General features: G+C 67.8%; 19 protein-coding genes and 1 pseudogene. 1 reads left to right on the forward strand and 19 read right to left on the reverse strand.

What is annotated here, in order from left to right; all coding sequences use genetic code 11:
* The 14 genes and pseudogenes from ACGFIZ_RS29690 to ACGFIZ_RS29755 form a co-directional block, all read right to left on the reverse strand.
* Positions 1–245, reverse strand: a pseudogene (locus ACGFIZ_RS29690) (IS5/IS1182 family transposase); the annotation flags it as partial.
* A 359-nt stretch (positions 246–604) separates the two neighbouring features.
* Positions 605–1,228 carry a bifunctional 4-hydroxy-2-oxoglutarate aldolase/2-dehydro-3-deoxy-phosphogluconate aldolase gene (gene eda / locus ACGFIZ_RS29695; protein ID WP_393425116.1) on the reverse strand — a complete coding sequence of 208 codons (624 nt, stop codon included), beginning with the start codon at positions 1,226–1,228 and terminating at the stop codon, positions 605–607.
* Positions 1,229–1,363: 135 nt separating this feature from the next.
* Positions 1,364–2,377 (reverse strand): acetamidase/formamidase family protein, encoded by a 1,014-nt coding sequence (locus ACGFIZ_RS29700; RefSeq protein WP_393425119.1) that lies wholly within the window; start codon positions 2,375–2,377, stop codon positions 1,364–1,366.
* Positions 2,378–2,412: 35 nt separating this feature from the next.
* On the reverse strand, positions 2,413–3,114 hold the full coding sequence (locus tag ACGFIZ_RS29705; protein WP_393425122.1) for a cyclase family protein: 702 nt from the start codon (positions 3,112–3,114) through the stop codon (positions 2,413–2,415).
* Positions 3,115–3,182: 68 nt separating this feature from the next.
* A complete protein-coding gene (hxlB, locus tag ACGFIZ_RS29710) occupies positions 3,183–3,749 on the reverse strand; it encodes a 6-phospho-3-hexuloisomerase (protein ID WP_393425125.1) in 567 nt (188 codons plus the stop codon).
* Entirely contained in the window at positions 3,746–4,420 is a 675-nt protein-coding gene (locus tag ACGFIZ_RS29715) for an orotidine 5'-phosphate decarboxylase / HUMPS family protein (RefSeq protein WP_393425127.1), read from the reverse strand. Before ACGFIZ_RS29715 ends, hxlB begins: the two co-directional genes overlap by 4 nt.
* Before the next feature lie 5 nt (positions 4,421–4,425).
* On the reverse strand, positions 4,426–5,439 hold the full coding sequence (locus ACGFIZ_RS29720; RefSeq protein ID WP_393425129.1) for a sugar kinase: 1,014 nt from the start codon (positions 5,437–5,439) through the stop codon (positions 4,426–4,428).
* Positions 5,436–5,825, reverse strand: coding sequence for a RidA family protein (locus ACGFIZ_RS29725; RefSeq protein ID WP_393425132.1), 390 nt, complete (start codon positions 5,823–5,825; stop codon positions 5,436–5,438). Before ACGFIZ_RS29725 ends, ACGFIZ_RS29720 begins: the two co-directional genes overlap by 4 nt.
* Positions 5,826–5,969: 144 nt before the next feature.
* Positions 5,970–6,707: an SDR family NAD(P)-dependent oxidoreductase gene (locus ACGFIZ_RS29730; protein WP_393425135.1), complete on the reverse strand. Its 738-nt coding sequence runs from the start codon at positions 6,705–6,707 to the stop codon at positions 5,970–5,972.
* 127 nt (positions 6,708–6,834) lie between these two features.
* Positions 6,835–8,028, reverse strand: a complete 1,194-nt coding sequence (locus tag ACGFIZ_RS29735; RefSeq protein ID WP_393425138.1) for a substrate-binding domain-containing protein — start codon at positions 8,026–8,028, stop codon at positions 6,835–6,837.
* Positions 7,991–9,127 carry a sugar ABC transporter permease gene (locus ACGFIZ_RS29740; protein ID WP_393425141.1) on the reverse strand — a complete coding sequence of 379 codons (1,137 nt, stop codon included), beginning with the start codon at positions 9,125–9,127 and terminating at the stop codon, positions 7,991–7,993. Before ACGFIZ_RS29740 ends, ACGFIZ_RS29735 begins: the two co-directional genes overlap by 38 nt.
* Before the next feature lie 62 nt (positions 9,128–9,189).
* Complete coding sequence (locus ACGFIZ_RS29745; RefSeq protein WP_393425143.1) at positions 9,190–9,951, reverse strand: ATP-binding cassette domain-containing protein; 762 nt, start codon at positions 9,949–9,951, stop codon at positions 9,190–9,192.
* A 21-nt stretch (positions 9,952–9,972) separates the two neighbouring features.
* Positions 9,973–10,647, reverse strand: coding sequence for an isochorismatase family protein (locus tag ACGFIZ_RS29750; protein WP_393425146.1), 675 nt, complete (start codon positions 10,645–10,647; stop codon positions 9,973–9,975).
* A 72-nt stretch (positions 10,648–10,719) separates the two neighbouring features.
* A complete protein-coding gene (locus ACGFIZ_RS29755; protein ID WP_393425204.1) occupies positions 10,720–11,463 on the reverse strand; it encodes an FCD domain-containing protein in 744 nt (247 codons plus the stop codon).
* A gap of 87 nt (positions 11,464–11,550) precedes the next feature.
* Here ACGFIZ_RS29755 and ACGFIZ_RS29760 point away from each other — a divergent pair, with 87 nt between their 5' ends.
* Positions 11,551–13,020, forward strand: coding sequence for an amidohydrolase family protein (locus ACGFIZ_RS29760; protein WP_393425149.1), 1,470 nt, complete (start codon positions 11,551–11,553; stop codon positions 13,018–13,020).
* A 760-nt stretch (positions 13,021–13,780) separates the two neighbouring features.
* Here ACGFIZ_RS29760 and ACGFIZ_RS29765 read toward each other — a convergent pair.
* The 5 genes from ACGFIZ_RS29765 to ACGFIZ_RS29785 form a co-directional block, all read right to left on the reverse strand.
* Positions 13,781–14,959, reverse strand: a complete 1,179-nt coding sequence (locus ACGFIZ_RS29765; RefSeq protein ID WP_393425152.1) for a M24 family metallopeptidase — start codon at positions 14,957–14,959, stop codon at positions 13,781–13,783.
* 72 nt (positions 14,960–15,031) lie between these two features.
* On the reverse strand, positions 15,032–16,009 hold the full coding sequence (locus ACGFIZ_RS29770; protein ID WP_393425154.1) for an NAD-dependent epimerase/dehydratase family protein: 978 nt from the start codon (positions 16,007–16,009) through the stop codon (positions 15,032–15,034).
* On the reverse strand, positions 16,006–17,394 hold the full coding sequence (locus tag ACGFIZ_RS29775; protein ID WP_393425156.1) for an amidohydrolase family protein: 1,389 nt from the start codon (positions 17,392–17,394) through the stop codon (positions 16,006–16,008). Before ACGFIZ_RS29775 ends, ACGFIZ_RS29770 begins: the two co-directional genes overlap by 4 nt.
* Positions 17,391–18,212, reverse strand: a complete 822-nt coding sequence (locus ACGFIZ_RS29780) for an FCD domain-containing protein (RefSeq protein ID WP_393425159.1) — start codon at positions 18,210–18,212, stop codon at positions 17,391–17,393. Before ACGFIZ_RS29780 ends, ACGFIZ_RS29775 begins: the two co-directional genes overlap by 4 nt.
* A gap of 112 nt (positions 18,213–18,324) precedes the next feature.
* On the reverse strand, positions 18,325–19,302 hold the full coding sequence (locus ACGFIZ_RS29785) for an ABC transporter substrate-binding protein (protein ID WP_393425162.1): 978 nt from the start codon (positions 19,300–19,302) through the stop codon (positions 18,325–18,327).

Below are 19,302 nucleotides of genomic sequence, written 5' to 3' on the forward strand. Positions count from 1 at the left end.
CCGGCTTCGGCCCACACCCATAGGCGCCGACGGATCGTGCGGTCCGAGCATCGCTCGGTGGCCACGCGTTCGTAGCCGGAACCGTGCACGAGAGCGGCGATGACATGCTCGAACACGACACGGTTCGGGATCTGTCGCCGGTGACAGCCCAACGGATGCTCCGGGTCGAACCCGGGTTGTTCAGGACACAGCGCGGCGAACTGGACCCAGATCGGTTCGAGCACCGATGATGGCAAGGCAGGCACGGGACTCCCGTCGATCACTGAGCGTAGAGAACTCCGATGATCGATGTCCCGTGCCTGTTTGCTACTCCGGGTACCTACCTGTCCGGATCCTGGGTGCCTATTGCCGGTCGCTCTTATCGCGGCCCGCTTTTCCGCCGTTAGCCCAGGCCAGACCGACCCCGACATATTGCGGGACTACGCCCTGGCCTGCGCCGCAGCCGCCGCGTAGATGTGAAACACGAGTGGCACGGTACAGGGTTTTATGCCCCTGAAGCCGCAAAAGGGCGTGGAGGCCAGACCAGTCGGGCCCCATGCCAGCGGTGAGCGCTGCTGGGCCGGGTGCCCCGCTGTGAGATTGCCGCGGTTCAGGCGGGCGTTGGTCAGCGTGCGACGGCCGCGACGCTCGCCGCGACCAGCTCGGTCACCCGCGCGAAGTCACCGGCCGCCAGCACCGAGCGGGGCAGCATCCAGCTTCCGCCGACGGCGAGGACGGACGGTAACGCGAGGTACTCCACCACCGATGCGGCATCGATGCCGCCGGTCGGGACAAACGAGACCTGGCCAAAGGGCGCGGACAGCGCGGCGACCGCCGCGGCGCCGCCGGACGTGCCGGCGGGAAAGAACTTCAGCACCGTGACCTCGGCGGCGAGCGCGGACATGACCTCCGTCGCCGTGGTGGCACCGGGAAGCACGAAGACCCCGTGCTCCCGGCAGCGACGGACGATCGGTTCGCTGAAGCCAGGCGACACAACGAACGTCGCGCCGGCCCGCACCGCGTCGTCCACCTGCTCCACGCTGGTGACCGTACCGGCGCCCACCACTATTCCACCGTGGGCGGCCATCCGGCCGATCGCCTCGATGGCCGAGGGGGTGCGCAGGGTGACCTCGGCGATGGGTAGGCCGCCGGCCGCGAGCGCGTCGGCGAGCGGCGCGGCGTCAGCGGCGTCGTCGAGGACGACGACGGGCACGAGACTGTGCTGGCGCAACACCTCGGGGATGTTCATGCTGCTCCTAAGTAGTGTGGAGTGGTCAGACGTGCCGTCTGCGCGAGCACGGCGCCTGCGGGTCGGCCTCGGGCTCCGCCATCAACCGCCGCCCGCAGCTCGTCACTCGACGTCGGAGCCGGCGACAGACCTGTTCTATCCGGGCCGTTCGGCAGCCTCCCTCGTTGTGGGCACCCTGGACCACCAGTCGCCTGGATCTACCGCGACTTTGGGCTGAATTGCAGAGTGCGGAAGCGCCGCGTGCACTCCGAGCACACCGTTGACAATCTGGGTGATACGCAAGTCGACCGTCTGGCTGCAGAGGTTGAGAGCCTCCTTCCGCTCGAAGCCATATAGCTGCTGCACCAGGTCGGTCATGTCACGCAATGCCATGTACGTGGCTTCGTCGAGGCATCTCGCGAAGCCGAAGGTGAGCCACTCCTTGCGGGTTCGGGCCCGTGGGGTACCGAGCCGGAAATCGGTGACCACGGTCAGAGTCAGGACGACGGACTCCATATGACATTCGATGGCGGTGGACCCGACTTCGCCGTCTCCCTGAGCCGCGTGGCCGTCACCGACCGAGAAGAGCGCGCCGTCCACGGCGACGGGCAGGTAGACGGTCGACCCGGCTACCAGCTCCTTGCAGTCGATATTGCCGCCTGTCGCGCGAGGCGGGTGAGTCGAATGGATCCCGAATTCGGCTGGAGCGACCCCCATGACTCCCATGAAGGGGCGGATCGCCACCCTATGGCCTTCATGGCTCGTAGCGATCCGATTCTCGCTGTCGAGGCTCCAGCCGAGGTAATACTCGCCGCCTTCGTCGACGTGCAAGAGCTGGTCGTGTCTGGCGTCGCGGCCGCCAGCCCGGCTCCAACCCCATCCGGCGGGCCTGATCTCGTTGATCTCGACTGCCAGCACTGAACCGGGTCGTGCGCCCTCGACGTACACCGGCCCGGACAGCGCATGCCCGGAGTCGAGGGCGGGGCGTCGTCCAGGCCACTCGTCGCCGTGGGCGACCGGGGGACCCGGCTCGAGGTTCAGTAGCCAGTCGCCGTCCAGCGTCGAAAATTCCACGGTGTCGCCGGACTCGACGGTGAGGACCGGCGCATGGTCACGCGAGAAGGACCCGTGCAGCGTCGTGTCGTTCAGCGGAATGATGTGCCGGGTCATGCGGACCCACCCACGGGCTTGGTCATGGGACCAGGTCATTCCTCGACGATGGCGAAAGCCCGAACGGGTGAACCGGTCCCCTTGTCGAGCCGCAACGGGACCCCGAAAAAGGTGAACTCTCCTACTCCGACGAGCTCCTCCAAGTTCACAAGCCATTCATAGTGGGTGATACCCCTGTCGCGGCAGACCCGGTGGCTGGGGAACAGGTTCGTGCTCATGATGTCGGTGGACGGGCCCTCGACGCCGTGCACGAGTGAGCCGTGGTCCGCCAGCCAGTGAGTGGCCTGGACCGACAGGCCTGGATTGAGGTCGAACAGACGCTTGTCGGGATAGTGCCTGCGATGGAATCCGGTGTTGAGCAGGACGATGTGCCCGTCCACGTGGACTCCCGTGTCCTCCTGCGCTCGCTCGAGATCGGCGACGGTGATCTCGCCGAGGTCCGGTATGTGGGTCATGTCGAAGCAAACGGCCTTGCCGAAGAACATCGAGATCGGCATCTGGTCGATCGTCTGCCCGTGAGGGTTCATGTGGAAGAAGGCGTCCACATGGGTTCCAGTGTGCTCCACCAGGCCGAGATACTTCCACGAGGAGGTATGCGGGTCGTCTGCGGTGCCCGCGCCGAACGCGAGGCTGCTCTCATGTGTTTGCAGCGTCACGTAGACGGGTCGCTGGAAAGCGTCCTGCACCGGCATGTTGTCGGAGATGGTGAGACTTAGATCCACAATTCGCTGGGCCACGTCTATCCATTCTTGCGACGCGAAAGGCGCGCACAGGTGACGGCGGTTGAGGCTGGGCTCGTTGACTGCTATTCGGTGTTGGCGTGTGCTTTGACGGCAGCCTCGTTGTCGATGCGTCGGCTGTTGGCGATGGTCAGGCAGACAGCGTCGAGGACGAGGTGGACGCACTGATCGAAAAGGCTGGACAGAGGTTGGCTGGTCGACGGTTCGCCCTTCTTGCGGTGCTTGGTCGCGCCGGGAACATGCAGCACAAGGTCGGCCATGGTGGCTAGTTCCGACGACGGGTCGCTGGTGACGGCGACCCTCTGGCACCGGCTGGCCTTCGCGGCCTTCATGGTGCGGACGGTGGAGGCCGTCGTGCCCGATCCTGATACCGCCACCATCACGTCGCCAGCGGCGACCGCCGGGGTGCAGGTGTCGCCGACGAAGTAGACCTGTGTGCCCAGGTGCATCAGCCTCATGGCGAAGGCTCGAGCCATGTAGCCGGAGCGGCCGTCGCCGGTGACGAACACGCGGTGACCTTGCATTGCCAGCTGGGCCAGGGCGGGGATTCCCGACCGGTCCAGCCCAGCCAAGGCTGCCGCGATCTCTGCCGTGATGGCATCGATCGGATCGCCGTGAGCCGTGTCGGTCATGGAGTTACCTCTCCTTTGCGCTGGGCCGTAGGCGGCTCGCTGGTCAGCAGCTGCCGGAACGCCGCGGCCGTCGCTGCCGGGTCCGCGGCCTTGGTGATGGCTGAGCCGACGATGACTCGAAGGTCCGGGTAGGACTGCGCGAGTGCGGCCACCTCCTCCTGGCCAAGCCCGCCGGCCAGGGCTAGCCGGTGTCCCTTGGCTCGAGCCGCCATCCGGTCGAGCGGATGGTCCACGCGGCTTCGCTCTTGCTGGTCCTTGCCGATATGAGCAGCCCAGACCAGATGAGAAGGGCTGGAGCATTCAGCCAGGAGTTGGTCGAGACGCTCAGCGCCGGCCGCCAGCAGATCGACTAGGACTTCCATGCCCAGATCCTGGGCCCGGCTCGTACAAGCGCGAACCGTGTCCTGCGGTGCCAGAGCCAGCACGCTCATCGCCCGTGCTCCCGCAGCGTGGCACATGTCCACCTCGGTCACCGCGTCGTCGGCGGTCTTCATGTCCGCCAGGACGGGTGTCGATCCGGCTGCGGCCACGACTGCAGCAACGGCTGCCATGCCGTGCGCCTTGATCAGCGATGTTCCGACTTCGATCCAGTCCACATGCTCGCTGACCTTGCGGGTGAGTTCGACCGCGCGCGCCACGGGCATGCGGTCCAGCGCGACCTGTAGTTGCATCGCCACTACCCCACCGCCCCTTCGAGCACCTGCTCAGAGGTGGTGCGGTGGTGGGCTGCCATGAAGTCGGCCAACTCAGCTCGGGTCGGCATCCCATCGCAGTCACCGTCGCTGGTCGTGGCGATGGCTCCCACCGCGCAGGCCTTTTCCAGGGCTCGCTGCGCCTGTTCCCCGTCGATCAATGCGCTGATGAATCCGGCCGCGAAAGCGTCGCCGGCGCCGAGGGTGTCCACTACATCCACAACGAAGGGTGGACACCGCCAGACTGCGTTGGCGGTGTACAGCAACGCGCCGCGCGAGCCGAGCTTGATCACGACGCCGCGGACGCCACGCGATAGGTAGAACTGGGCGATCCCCTCGGGTTCGCTGCTCCCGGTGAGTGCCGTTCCCTCCCTGTGGCCTGGCAGGACCCAGTCGCACTGTATGGCCAGCGCGTTGACGATGTCGACCATTTCCTTGTGATCCGGCCATAAAACCGGCCGGAGGTTGGGGTCGAAGCTCACCGGTAGGCCGTTGTCCCGTGCTGCTTCCACAGCTTTGAAGGCGCATTGGCGAGCCGTCGGGGAGATCGCGAGGGGGATGCCGGTGACGTGCAGATGCCGGGCCGCCGCCAGATACGCAAGGACGGCTGGAGTCGCGGCAAGCTTGGAGCCGGCGCTTCCTTGCCGGTAGTAGACGTACAGCGGGTCGCGCCCGACGACGCGCTCCTTGATCTGTAGGCCTGTCGCGGCGTCCCGGCTGGTGGCCAGCATCGTGGTGTCAACGTTTTCGGCCTCGAATCGAGCCCGAGCCGCTTTCCCGAAGAGATCGTCTCCGACTATTCCGAGATAGCCGACCCGATGCCCCAACCGGGCAAGGGCGATCGCGGTGTTCACCTCCGAACCGGCCAGACGGCGCTCGAAGTGCGTGGCGTCGTCCAGGGGGCCGACCCGGGTCGCGAGCAGGCTTCCCAACACTTCGCCAAGCGTCACGACGTCCAGCGGTGGCACGTCGGCCGCTCTTGGCGGCGGCACGGTCACGGCCTGACCGCCCACGCCTCGATCTCGAAGAGCAGATCTCCGGCAAGGGCGACGCCTACGGTGCTCCGGGCGGGTAGCGGCTGGGGAAAGACCTCCCGGTAGACCGCGTCGAACTCGGCAAAGTCGTCGATGTTCGTCAAGAAGCACGTCGTCTTCACGACGTCCTCCAGACCCAGACCCTCTGCGGCCAGTACCGCCGCCAGGTTAGCGATGGCCGCGCGGACCTGCTCGCCCAACCCGTCCTTGAGTTCGCCGGTGACCGGATCGCTGCCGACCTGGCCCGCTGTTACCACCACGTTCCCGAATGCAATCCCCTGTGAGTAGGAGGCGGTCGGGGCGGCAGCACCCTCGGCAACGATCGCGCGACGAGCAGACAAATCAATCACTCCAATCCAGGAAATGTGTGTGGCTAAAGGTGATGAACCGGCGGCCGGATCAACGGGCCTGCTGCAACTGGATGCTCGGTAGCCAGGCAATGCGGCCCTTGAACGCGGCATGCAAGTGGTAGCGATGCCGGCACGAGGCATTGATCATTGTGCGGTGTATCCGCCGTCTATCGTCAGCGTGCTGCCGTTGACGTACTGGGCGTCATCCGACAGTAGATATGCGCACCCTGCCGCTACTTCCTCGGGCTGCCCCATCCGTTGCGCGGGGACGCGACCGATGACGACACCGTAGTCCTCTCCGGTCTGGGCGAAGCCGACCTGCGTCATGGGGGTGTCGATCGGTCCCGGGCAGACGGCGTTGGCACGCACCCCCTGCGGGCCGTAGTCGACGGCAATGGAGCGCATCAGGTTGATCACGCCGGCCTTGGCGGCGCAGTAGCCGGCGTTGGTCGGGTAGCCGACCAGCCCGACCTGGGAGGCGATGGCGACGAAGGAGCCGCCACCGGCCTGGGCGAACAGCGGCACGGTCAGGTGCGCCAGCAGGTACACGCTCGTGAGGTTCACGTCGATGACGCGCTGCCACTTGTCGGGGGTAAGTTCTCCGACGGATCCCCCTTGCGCGATCCCGGCCGCCGCGACCACGCCGTCCAGCCGGCCTGACCGCTGCATCGCGATGTCGATGCAGGCTCGCAGGTCGTCCAGGGAGGTGACGTCACCGACCTTGCCCTCGACCGGGCCCGACCAGTCCCGCACGACGTTCGGCTGCAGGTCCAGGGCGACGACGTCGGCTCCTTCCGCCACGAGCCGGTGCACCGCCGCCTCGCCGATTCCTGAGGCGGCGCCGGTGACGATCACCGAGCGCCCGCGCAGACGTTGCCCCACGTGAACACCACGGTGTTGTTTGCTCATCCTTGTTCCCTACCCAACTCATCGCCACCTGGCGGTGGTGCCGGCTGATCTGCGGTCCGCGGGTGCGCCCGCCGGTCGGACGCACCCGCGGGAGCGTGCGCTAGACGGTGATCCCTAGCTTCTGGCAGGCCGCGACGAAGTCGCCCGTGCAGACCTTGCCGGCGTCGAGCTTCTTGTCGTCGAAGTACTGCTTGATGTTCTTCTGGCTGATCGGCCCGATCTCGAAGAGGTAGGTCGGCACGTCCATCTTGCCGTTGTTGACCGTGGCCTCCTTGTACTGGGCGGGGACCTCCTCACCGCGGCCGAGGTGCAGGGCGACGTCGGCCGCCTTGGTCGCCTCGTCGACGATGTCCTGGAACTCGGTCATGTACTGCTCGCCCGTGACGATCCGCTGCAGCGCGGCCACATCGTTGTCGAGGCCCGTCACCGGCCGCGTCTTCGGATCGATGTTGGCCGACTTCATCGCGGCGATGACACCGCCTGCCATGCCGTCGTTGCTTGAGTACACGCCGAAGAAGCCGTCGCGGCCGAGCGCGGTGATGGCCTGGTCCATCTCCTGCTGCGCCTTCGACGGGTCCCACTGCGGGGTATCGAAGCGCATGGCGACTTCGACCCCCTTCTCCTTGAAGACCTCCTCGGCGCCCTGCTTCATCTTGGCGTCGTCGGTGTCGCCCGGCGCGCCGTTGATCATCACGATCGGGCCCTTGGGGTGCCCCTGCTCGGCCAGCGCCTCGGCCAGCGACAGCGCCTTGTCCCGGCCGGCCTGGATGGTGTCCATGGTGAGGCTCCACGACACCGTCGCGTTCTGGATCAGGCGCCCCAGGGAGATCACGGCCACGTCGTTGGCCTCGGCCCGCGCCGCGATGCCTGCGGCGGCCTTGCTGTCCACGGGGTTGGTGATGATGACCTTGGCGCCGTCGGCGATAGCGTTCTCGGCCTGCTGCAGTTGCTGCGAGGGGTCGGAGTTGGCGTTGGCCGTGATCAGCCGGCAGTCCGGGCAGATCTCCTTCAGCCGCTTCGTCAGCGCCGGCTTCTCGATGGCCTCGTAGCGGGGGGTGATGGTCTCCGGCGCGAGGTAGGCGATCGTGGGGGATGAGTTCTTGCCGCTGTCCCCGCCGTCACCGCAGGCCGCGAGTGCGACCGGAGTGGTGATGATGAGAACGGCCGCAGCGACCACGCGCCCGCGGCGAAGTGGGCTCCTGTTCATGATCTCGTTGTCCTCAGTGTGGAAGGGGTGGGGGATTTGGGGGTTGCATTTACCCGCGTTGCGCGGCCCGCCGGCGGGCCAGCGCATCGATGACCACCGCCAGGACGAGCACGGCGCCGGTGACGGTGAACCGGTAGGAGGAGGGCATGGACAGCAGATCCATGCCGTTGGCGATCGAGCCGATCAGCAACGAGCCGAGCAGCGCCTGCCAGACGGTGCCCACGCCGCCAAAGAGGCTGACGCCGCCGATGACGGCTCCGGCGATGGCGAGCAGCAGGAGGCTGCCCTGGCCGGAGGACTGGTTCACGGCGAACAGCCGGGAGGCCGCGAGGATGCCGCCGAGGGCGGCGAGTCCCGCGGTGCAGGCGAACGCCGCTACCTTGATCCGGTCCACCCGCACGCCGGACCGGCGTGCCGCCTCGGCGTTGGAGCCGATCGCGTACAGGTGACGGCCCACCTTCCGGGCGGTGAGCACGTAGCTCATCAGGGCCGCCACGGCGAGGACGATGAGCACCACGAGCGGGATGCCGCGGTGGTTGATGAGCAGCGCGCCGCCGATCAGGACCAGCGCGACCACCGGAGTGCGGGGCAGCAGCACCTTCAGCCAGGAGGTCTGCTCCCCGGACGGGTGCCTGCGGCCGCGCTGGTGAATCAGCGCCGACGCCAGCAGGTAGGCGCTGGCGAGGAGCGTGACGGCCCAGCCGAACCAGTTCGGCACGTAGGTCGAGGTGAGGCTGACGATGAAGCTGTCGGTGATGTTCAGGTTGCCCTGCTCGCCCAGCACGGCCAACTGCACGCCCTGCCAGGTGAGCAGCCCGCCGAGGGTGACCACGAACGACGGCACGCCGAACCGGGTCACGACGACACCGTGCAGCACGCCGATGGCGACGCCGCAGAGGATCGCCGCGACGATGGCCAGCGGTGCCGGAATGCCGGCTTTGCTGTTCACCACGGCCATCACGGCGGCGCACAGCCCGCTCACCGAACCCATCGACAGGTCGATCTCGCCGAGCAGCAGGACGATGACGGCGCCCATCGACAGGACCGCGACGGCCGCGATCTGCAGCAGGAGGTTGTTCAGGTTCCCGACTGTGAGGAACCTCGGGTTCAACGCGTAGAGCAACGCCCAGAGACCGACGATGCCGATGAGAACGGTACGGAACCCGTGGTCTCCGCCCGAGGGCAAAGCCAGGAGCCTGGACCAGGGACGAACGACCTGTGGTTGCTCGCTGTTTGACACAGAGACGGTCATGCCCCCACTCCCTCCTCAGCCCGCAGGGTCGCGCCGGTTATGGCGGCCACCACCTCGTCCACCTTGATCTGTGCGGTGGTGAAGACGCCGTTCGTTCGGCCGAGACGCAGCACGTGGATCCGGTCGCTGACCGCCATCACGTCGGCCATGTTGTGACTGATGATGATCACGGCGATGCCCTGGTCCCGCAGCCGCCGGACGAGATCCAGCACCTCGGCCGTCTGCGCGACGCCGAGCGCGGCGGTCGGTTCGTCCAGCAGGACGAGCCGGGGGTCCCCGACCAGCGCGCGGGCGATCGCCACGGACTGCCGCTGCCCGCCGGACAGCCGAGCCACCTTCGCCCGGACGCTCTTGATCGTCTTGGCGTTGAGCGAACCGAGCAACTCCCACGACCGGCTCTCCATCGCCGAGTGGTCGAGGTTGCCCCACGGCTTCCTGCGGATCTCTCGGCCGAGGAACAGGTTGTTCACGACGTCGAGGTCGTCGCACAGCGCCAGGTCCTGGAAGACGGTCGCGATGCCGAGCTCGGTGGCTCGGCGGGGACTGTCCACGACGACCGACTCGCCGGCGATCCGGATGGTCCCCTCGTCAGGGGGGCGGGCGCCACAGATGCTTTTGACAAGGGTCGACTTGCCGGCACCGTTGTCCCCCACCAGCGCGAGCACCTCACCGGGATCCACCGTGAGGTTGACACCCGACAGGGCGCGTACCGCGCCGTAGGTGACGCCCACCCCTTGCAGCTCAAGCACAGGGGTCACAGATCCTCCTCTGGGTGGCGGTCATGGACGGAACAGCGGTTCCGGCTCGCCCATGCCGGCAAGGTGGGACAAAGCGTCCTCGAGCTCGACGACGTCCCCGTAGCGGTTGTCGATGTCGAACAGCGCCGCCACGTGGGCGCTGGCGCAGCGGTCGCCGACGGCCTGACGCGGCACGATGACCCGGAAGTTGAGGTCGATGGCGCTCTCGCAGGAGGCGCGGACGCAGCCGCTGGTCGAGCAGCCCGTGACGACCACGGTGTCCACGCCGTCGGAAACGAGCTGGGCCGTGAGGTTCGTGCCGAAGAACGAGGAGCCGCGGGGCTTCTCGATCAGCGGCTCGTCCGGGCGGCGCTCCAGCTCGGGGATCAGCGCGACGCGCTCGGAGCCGCGGACCATCTTCAACAGGTGCGGCGTCTTCTTCGAGGCCACGGAGCCGACGTCGCGCATCGACGCGTCGAACGCCATGGTGGTGAAGTATCGGGGCAGGTCCTTCTCACGGAAGACCTTCAGCAGCTGCTGGATGGACCTCGTCACCTCGGACAGGTCCGATCCGATCATCTCATCGGTGCGGGTCCACGCGCCCGCCATGTCGATGACGAGCAGGGCGGGGCGGCGGCCCCAGCCGACGCGGCCGCCGAAGCCGGCCTCCAGGTACTGCTTGGTCAGTTCGGGATCGCCGTATGCGTGCTGGCGCACGATGACTTGCTCCTTCTTCTCGTTGGGTCGTGCTTCTCGTCGGGTCCTCGCGCGGGGCTGAACGGGAAAGGGCTAGCCCTGCATCATGCGAAGCACCCTGGACAGGACGGGGGTGTTGTCGGTGGCCGCGAAGTCCTTCAGGTCCCCGATCAGCCGACTGAGATGTGCGCGCATAGCGCGCTCGGCCGCGTCCGGATCGCGGGCGGCCAGCGCGTCGAGTATCACCGCATGATCGTTGGGCGACTCGTCGGCCGAGCCCCGCAGGGCCGTCACGACATCGAGGACACCCTCGAGGTAGTCGAGTTGGTCGCTGAGAATCGTGTTGCCGAGGGTGATGAGCAGGGGGTTGCCCGAGAACTGCATGAGCACCCGGTGGAACATCTGGGCGCACTGCCGTCCGACGCTTCCGCTCTCGAGGTGGTGGCGATGCTGCTCGAGCAGCGCCCGGAGTTCGACCAGTTCCGACTCCGTGATCCGCTCGGCCGCCGCGCGCGCCGCCTCGCTCTCCACGGCCCGGCGCGCGTACAACAGGTCGAAGACCTGTTCGATCGTGTTGATGTCGAGGGCACGAGCCAGTTCCGCGTCGCGGTCGCGGCTGTCCCGGATCGCCCGCACCAACTGCCGGCCGGCATCGGTGATCGACCGGCCCTTGGAGCCGGCGCGCGACGTCAGCCCGGCCTCGTCCAGGTCCAGCAGGACCCGGGACACGCTCGCCTCACTCACCGCGAAGCCCGCCGCCTCGAGGTGCTTGTGCAGCAGTCGCGCGCCGCACGGATAGTCAACCTCGGCCAGCCGCGACAGCAGCGCGAACTGCATCTCGGTCACTGAAGAGCCCTCCTCACCAGGCCTTTCGGCGTTGGTGGCCAGCTCTCGTACTGCGCCAGTTGGCATTGCCCTACCTTCATGCCTGCTCTAGGGTTGGCGGCAACCGTAACAGGTTCCTCATATTTGAGGAACCCCCTTCAGGGGAGGAAGATGAGCGCGCACCAGAACTTCGAGACCGTGATCGTCGGCGGTACGGTGGTCGCTGACAGCGATGTCGTGCGGCTGGACATCGGGATCAACGGCGGCCGGATCGCCGCCCTCATGGCACCGGGCACGCCGCACGTCGCCGCGGAAACGCTCGACGCGAGCGACTGCTTCGTCCTCCCGGGCGGCATCGACACCCACACGCACATTCAGTGGCCGGTAGGCGACGGACACAGCCTCGACACGTTCGCCGAGGCCACCGCCGCCGCCGCGGTCTCCGGCACGACCACCATCCTGGACTTCGTTCCCCCACCCTCGACGGAGAGCCACTACGACGCCGCGCTCCGGCGCCTGCACCAGGCCAAGGACCAGTGCGCCACCGACTACTCCTTCCGGCCGATCCTGACCAGCGCCGACGACATCACCGTGTCGGACGTGGCACGCATGGCCGAGCTGGGGCTGCGGTGCTTCAAGATCTTCACCACGTACGAGGACATGCGCCTCACCGACGGTGAGATCTACCGGATCATGGATGCGATCGCCGCCGCCGACGGCCTGGCGGGGTTCCATGCGGAGAACCACGAGCTCATCGCGGACGCCACCCATCGCACCGTCGCCGCCGCCGGCCACGGCATCGCGGCGTTCCCGGAGTCACGGCCGGGACTCGCGGAAGAGGCAGCTATCGATCTCGTGTCCCTGTACGCGCGCGACCACGGCGTACCGATCTTCATCTTCCACGTGTCGGGCAGCGCGGGCCTGCAAGCCATCCGCCGCGCCAGAAAGCTGGGTACGGCCGTGCGCGGGGAGACATGCACCCACTACCTCGTCTTCGACGACTCTGTCTACCGGGGCGCGAACCGGTGGATGTACGTCATCACTCCCCCGATCCGCGGCGACGAGGACCGGAACGACCTCTGGAACGCGCTGGCGACAGGCGAACTCGCGTGCGTCGGATCAGATCACTGCGCGTACGGCCGACACCACAAGTACCCGGACGCGGACGACTTCACGAACATGACCGCGGGCGCGCCCGGAATCGACGTTCGGATGCCGATGCTGTGGTCCCGAGCGGTCAGCGACAACCGCCTCTCACTCATCGACTTCGCCAGGGTCACCGCGCGGGGTCCCGCCGAGACCTTTGGGCTCTTCCCCCGCAAGGGCATCATCCGCATCGGCTCGGACGCGGACATCATCGTCGTCGACCCCCACGTCTCGTGGCGGTGGCCGAACGAGCCGGCGTCGTGGGGCAGCGACTACCAGCCCTATGGCAACATCTCGGGCCAGGGGCAGGTTGTCCTAACGCTCGTGCGCGGTCAAGTCGTTGCACGGGATGGCAAATTCGTCGGGTCCTGGCAAGGACAATTCCTCCCCCAGGACCCCATCGAGCTTGCTTCCTGGACGTGACGGCACCCTGGACGAGCCGGAGTCGGCCAGGATGTGCAGGTCGAGGCCCGCGTCGGAACAGTTGAGGCGGCGGTGACGCCGGCATCCCTAAGCGGAGGCTCTGCCAAGATCAGCGCTGGCGTCTGAGGCCTTGCTCTGTTGCATCGGCCCGTCGGGCAGGTGCTCGTGAAGCAGTTTGTCACGTTCGCGCCTCGCCCGGCGGGACTTCCCATCGAGGCTGAGGCGCCGGGTCAAGGTTCGGGCCGCAGCCCGACCGCGTAGCGGCGGTAGGGCCTTGACGCCGGCGCCTCACGGCGCCGCGGTCAACACTTTCGTGTCGCTGAGATGAGCCGACCGTCCACATCAGCCGGTCGCGGCCGGCGCCACCTGGGCCGCACTCAATCTCACACCGCCCGCCGCCGCGCTGATCGCGCCGCACGGAATCCGTCACCCGCCCGGCCATCGCCGTGTGCGACTACTCTGCCTCGACCCGTCCGCCAGCCGCGCCGCGTTCACCCGGCTCAAGCCACGCTGGACGGCCTGACCCGTGCCGCCGCACCGCGGGAACGACGCCCCCCGCCTATGGCCAGGTGGCCGCTGACCTCGTACACCACCGCCCGACCGGGTACCAGCGTCCGGAGCAGGCGGTAGAGAACCGACATCACTGCTGAGAGCAGCAGGTACGGGCGGAGCCGACAGCCCGGTCGCTCAAGGGGTAAGCCGCTGCGTCTCCAGGTCCTTCGTCACGGGTGGGTGCGGCGGACGCACCCGAAGGCGGCGTTCACCGCTCGATCAAGCCCCTCGCCGGAAGCACGAGGGATCGACTCACGTCCTCGTCGACGACAACGGTGTCGAGCGCGGTGACGGCGAGTTTGTCGCCTCGCTCCGGTCCGGTCCACGGGTGGAGGGCGAGCACCATGCCCGCCTCGATCGGACCGTCGCCGGGCACGTAGGGCGGGCAGAAGAAGTTCAGGCCCACGCCATGACCGTGGAACATCACCGGACCCAGCCCTACAGGCCCGGCCATGCGCATCCCGGACTTGGCGGCGGCGGCCGACATCGCGTCCATCACCGCGCCCGCGTCCGCTCCGGGGCGCAGCGCTTCCCGGGCGGCGGTGAACACCCGCATCTCGGCGTCCAACTTCCGCACGTACTCGGCGGGCGCCGGTCCGACGCTGAAGTAGTGGGCCACCTCCACGCCGTAGTGGGACGGGCCCTTGTGCTCGAGGTCGAAGCCGATCACGTCGCCCCGCTCCAGGACGTCGTCGGTCGGCGGATGGAAGGTGCGGATGCCGCCGCTGCGTGCGACGTGGATGAAGCCGGTGGTCCCGCCCATCTCCTTGATGACCTGGAACGCCTTCGACGTGACGTACCGTTCCGTGACACCGGGCCGGATCGCCTCGGCGATCGCGTCGAAGGCCCGCCGGCACATCTCGCCCGTCTCCTCGAGGTAGCCGATCTCCTCGTCGCTCTTGATGGCCATCATCTGGTCCAGCTCAGCGGTGACATCGACGAGTTCGGCGGCCGGCGCCAGCCGCTCCAGGGTCCTGAGATCGTCGACCTTCATGACGTCGCCCAGCCCGACGACCCCGACTCGGCCGGTGGCCGACCCGCGCTCCTTGAGCAGCGACGCGATGTCGGCCGCCTGGTCCACCGCGACGACGATGTCTCGGATCCGCGAGGCGTAGTCTGCCCAGGCGCGACCCACGTAGGCCGGCTGGAAAATCACCGGGCCGCTGTCCCGGAACAGGACCGCGAACCACTGGCCGTTGAGCGCCTCGAAATCGGTCACGTAGTGGAAGCGACCGCGGTCGATCCCCGTCTCGTCGTCCCGTCCGCACACGACCGTCGCGGTGAGGTCGAGCCGCTCCATGATCGCCTTCACGCCCCCGTGGCGGCGGGCGAACTCGGTGTCGGTGACCCTCCCACGGACGTTGTCCGTCGTGCGCTTCGTCGTCATGACAGCATCACCTTTCACACGTAAAGAGGTGGAGCGTCCTCCGGCGGTAGCTGTGCGCCGTCCTCGATCCCGTCAGGTGTCCAGCAGCGGGCGATGGTGGCGAATCCACTCCACGTAGTCGCTGAAGGCGCATGCCAGATCGAACTTCGCCGCGTAGCCGGCGTCGGCCAGCCGGTCCAACGACATCGGGGCATTGTCGCCGAAAAGGCGCACGTTCGCGCTGTCGCCCTCGCCCACGACTCGGTACCGGAAGCTCGGGAAGGCGCGGGCGGCGAGGGCACACCAGTCGTCGACCCCCCAGGAGAAGGGCGAACTGACGTTGTACACGCGGTAGTGGAGCACCGGCGCGGCCACCAGCGCGCGGAGCGCCTCGGCGACGTCGACGCTGTACACCCACGGTTTGCGGCCCGAGCGCGGGAGCCGGGCCTCCCCGCCGGCGAGCGCCAGGCTCATGACCTGGAACGGGGCGCTCATCGTGGCGCGCATCGCCGTGCGGTGCTCCCATCGGCCGAAAACGTCGCCGATGCGCGCCGACACGACTTCGGTCCCGAGGGCCGGCCCGACCCTGAGCACCGCCTTCTCCGCGGTGAACTTCGACAGCTCGTAGAGCGTCTCCGGGTGGTCCGGGGTCGCCTCCTCCAGCAGGAGAGGTTCCGTCGTGCTGCTCGTGCCGTATGCGGCGATCGAGCTGACGTGGACGACGCGACGGACCCGGGCCCCGCTCGCCGCCATCACGACGGTGAGCGAACCCGCGCAGTTGACGTTGAGGACGGCGGGACCGGCTGTCAGCTCGGCCCCCGCGTCCGGCGTCATCGCCGCGGCATGGACGACGACATCGACGTCGTGCCGCCGAAGGACCTGATATAGACGCTCGCCGTCGAGGACGTCACCCAACTCGTACGTGACTGAGCCACGGGCCTCGAACTCGTCCCGGGCGATGGGCGGCGGCGGGGCCAGGGCGTACACGACGGTCTCGACGCCATGCCCGACCAGGGCCTCGACAAGGCTGAGGCCAACCGTCCCGCTCCCACCCGTCACAAGGACCTTCACCGTGAACTGCCCACCTCTCCGCGCGGCCGCCGCGCGATGAAGCGACCGGTACCGGCCCGACCCACGAACTCCCCGTCCCGCACGGCAGCCGTGCCACGTAGCAGTACATGCTTCGGCCTGCCCCGCGTTGTCATCCGGTCGTACAGGGAGAACGTGTTCGACGAGGCCTTTACCGCGAGATCAGCATGCCATTCGGCGTCCGGGTCCCAGAGGACGAGGTCCGCGTCGTAGCCGGGCGCGATGACGCCCTTGTGCGGAAGCCCAAGCACCTTCGCCGCTCGCGAGCTGGAGACGGCGACGAACGCGTCGTACCCGAGGCCCCGGTCGACGCAGCCGGCGAACAGCAGCGGTGTTCGGGCCTCGATGCCGGGTGCGCCGGCCGGGATGGCTCGGTGGTCATCCGACGGCACGTTCTTGGCGTCCCGAAGGTAGGCGCAGTGATCCGAGCCCACCGAGACGATCGCCTCCTGGGTCACGCCGGCCCACAGGTCCTCCCGGTCACTGGCACCGCGCAGGGGCGGCGAGATCACGTACTTCCAGGCATCTGGACGGCGGAAGCACGAGTCGTCCAGCGTCAGGTAGTGCGTGCACGTCTCGGCGAAGATCTGCACGCCCGCGGCGCGCGCTGCCTGGACCGCGTCCAGCGCCTCGCTGCCGGAGATGTGGAAGATGTACGCTGGCGTGCCGATCCGCTTCGCGTACAGCGCAATCATCTGGATGCTCTCGGCCTCGGCGAGCCCCGGCCTGCTCCGGGGGTAGTGCTCCACACCGAGGTGGCCTTCCTGCACCTCGTGCTCGAGCACGCTCTTCAGCAGCTCGTGGTTCTCCGCGTGGAAGCCGGGCAGGCCGCCGTCGGCGGCGATCGCCTTCATCAGGTACCACGCGGCACCGTCGTCCACCCGGCGGTCCTCGTACGTCGTGTACATCTTGAACGACGTGAACCCGTCCGCGATCACGGCGCCAATCGCCTTCAGCGTCGCCTCGTCGGCCGAGGTGAGGATGGGGTGGAAGCCGAAGTCCACGACCGCGGCGGCCGCCGCCTCGTCGACCCGGTTTCGGCAGCGGTTCAGCAGGTCGCCGTCGCCGGGGGGCACGAAGTCGACAATGGTCGTCGTGCCGCCGAGGACGGCCGCGCGGGTAGCCGAGAGGAAGTCGTCCGTGGTGTGGATGCCGTCGTGCGGCCATCGAACGTGGGTGTGCGTGTCGATGCCGCCCGGTGTGACCACCAGTCCCGACGCGTCGATCTCCGCTGCCGCGGGCGCGGCGGCATCGGGCGGGAGCAGGGCGGCGATCCGGCCGTCTGTGATCGCCACGTCCTGGACCCGCGCACCGGTCTGTCCGACGACGAGCCCGTTCCTGACGATCGTGTCGTACGCGTCGCTCACCAATCTCTCCCCAAGCGAATGTCCGGCGTGGTGTGCTCGCGGAGCAGCCGCTCGATAGTCCTTTGTGTTGCTTCCGAAACCTCTCCGGACGCGTCCTCCAGCAGTCGATTCAGGTGCGCAACCATCGCGGCCTCGGCGGCGTCGGGATCGTGGCGCTCTATGGCGTTGACCACTTCGTCGTGCTCGTGCGGGCCCTCGTGCGTCCGGCCGCGCCCCGCCGTCATGGCGTCGAGGATCTGCTCGAAGACGTCGAAGCGCGTGTCGAACAGGACCATCGCGGCGCTGCGGAGGATGGGGTTGTCGCTCATCTCGGTGAGAGCCTTGTGGAAGTCCACCGTGATGAGCCGGCGGCGCTCGCTGTCGATCGATTCCCCGTATGCCGCTATCGACTGCCGCAACCTGGCGATATCCGCCTTCGTCGCGGTCAGCGCGACCGATCTGACAACCTCCCGCTCGATTCCGCGGCGCGCGCGCAGCAGGTCCTGGACGTCGCTCAGGGTGCGGATGTCCAGGGCCCCCAACTGCTGTCGCCACCGCTCCTCCCGCACGATCCTGGTAGCCACAGCTCGACCGGTCTTCGACAGCACCCGGCCGCGCCCGTCCAGCGACTCGGTGAGGCCTTGCTGGTCCAGCTGGCGAAGCAACCGGTTCACCGTCGATTCGCTGAGTCGCTTGTCCGAACCGTCGAGCCTGCGGGTGAGCTCACGCGCGCCGAGCGGGTAGCTGGCGCGAGCGATTGTCAGCAGCAGTTGCGCCTGCCGCGGCTCGAGAAGCGCGTCGATCGACTCGCCGAGTTCACCACTGAGCTGTGTATCCACCGTCTGTTCTCCATGCCGATCTGCTGATGAATGAACGCCGGTTCGAGGTAGGAAGCACACCGTAGCTTCCCGCCCGTCCATTCGCTGGGATCAGGGTTCGCCCTCACGACGGTCAGCTGCACGAGGCGGGATACAGCATCTTCGCCACGTCGGGCTCGTCCACGTTCTTCGCGGTGACGATCACGCTGTCAATGACGTGGTCGAAGGATGTCGGCTTCTTCCCGTCCCGCAGATAGGCCACGAGCGTCTTCACGCCGTCGTAACCCATCCGGTAGGAGCCCTGCGCGACCAGCGCGTCGAGGACGCCGTCCTTGAGCGCCTGCACGAGTGAGGGTCCGGCGTCGAAGGCGATGACGGTGATGTCTTCGGTCGAACGTGCCTGCAGCGCAGACGCCGCGCCCATGCTGGCCGCCTCGGAGGTGCCGAAGATCCCGACGATGTCGGGGTTCGACTGCAGCGCGCTCTCCACGATCACGGCGGCCTTGGTCGGGTCGTCCTCGTGGTACTGGGTCTTGAGGACCTCCAGGCCCGAGTTCAGCTCCTTGAGGGCCTCAATGAACCCCTCAGCCCTGAGATTGGTCACCGGAAGGCCCGGGCGGACATCCAGCACCAGGATTTTCCCGCGCCGCTCGCCGACGTGCCGGACGAGCTCCTCCGCCGCGAGGCGGCCGCCCGCCTTGTTGTCGCCACGGAACTGCGCCATCGCGATCTCGTCCTGCAGGGAGGCGTCCGCGGTGACCATCGGGATACCGGCGCTAATCGCGGTCTGTGCCGGTGCCAGCATGGCAACCGGGTCGGCCGGTACGAAGATCATGCCGTCCGGACGCCGGTTGACGACACCCTCGAGCACGGGAATCTGGTCCGCCGCGTTCATGCCGCGCGACGGTCCCTCCGCGGTGATCTTGATGTCACCGCCGAGTTCCTTCGCGGCATCTTGTGCCCCGCACTGCATCGCCGTGTAGAACGGCAGGCCGTTGTAGGTGGTGAGCAGAGAGATGTCGAGCCGTCCGGCACCCGATCCGCCTGTGTCGCCGGAGCAGCCGGTGATGCCCAGTACGGCGACGAGCGCGGCGGTGGGGAGTGCGATCAA

The sequence above is a fragment of the Micromonospora sp. NPDC048830 genome, from assembly GCF_043198215.1.
Classification (GTDB): Bacteria; Actinomycetota; Actinomycetes; order Mycobacteriales; family Micromonosporaceae; genus Micromonospora.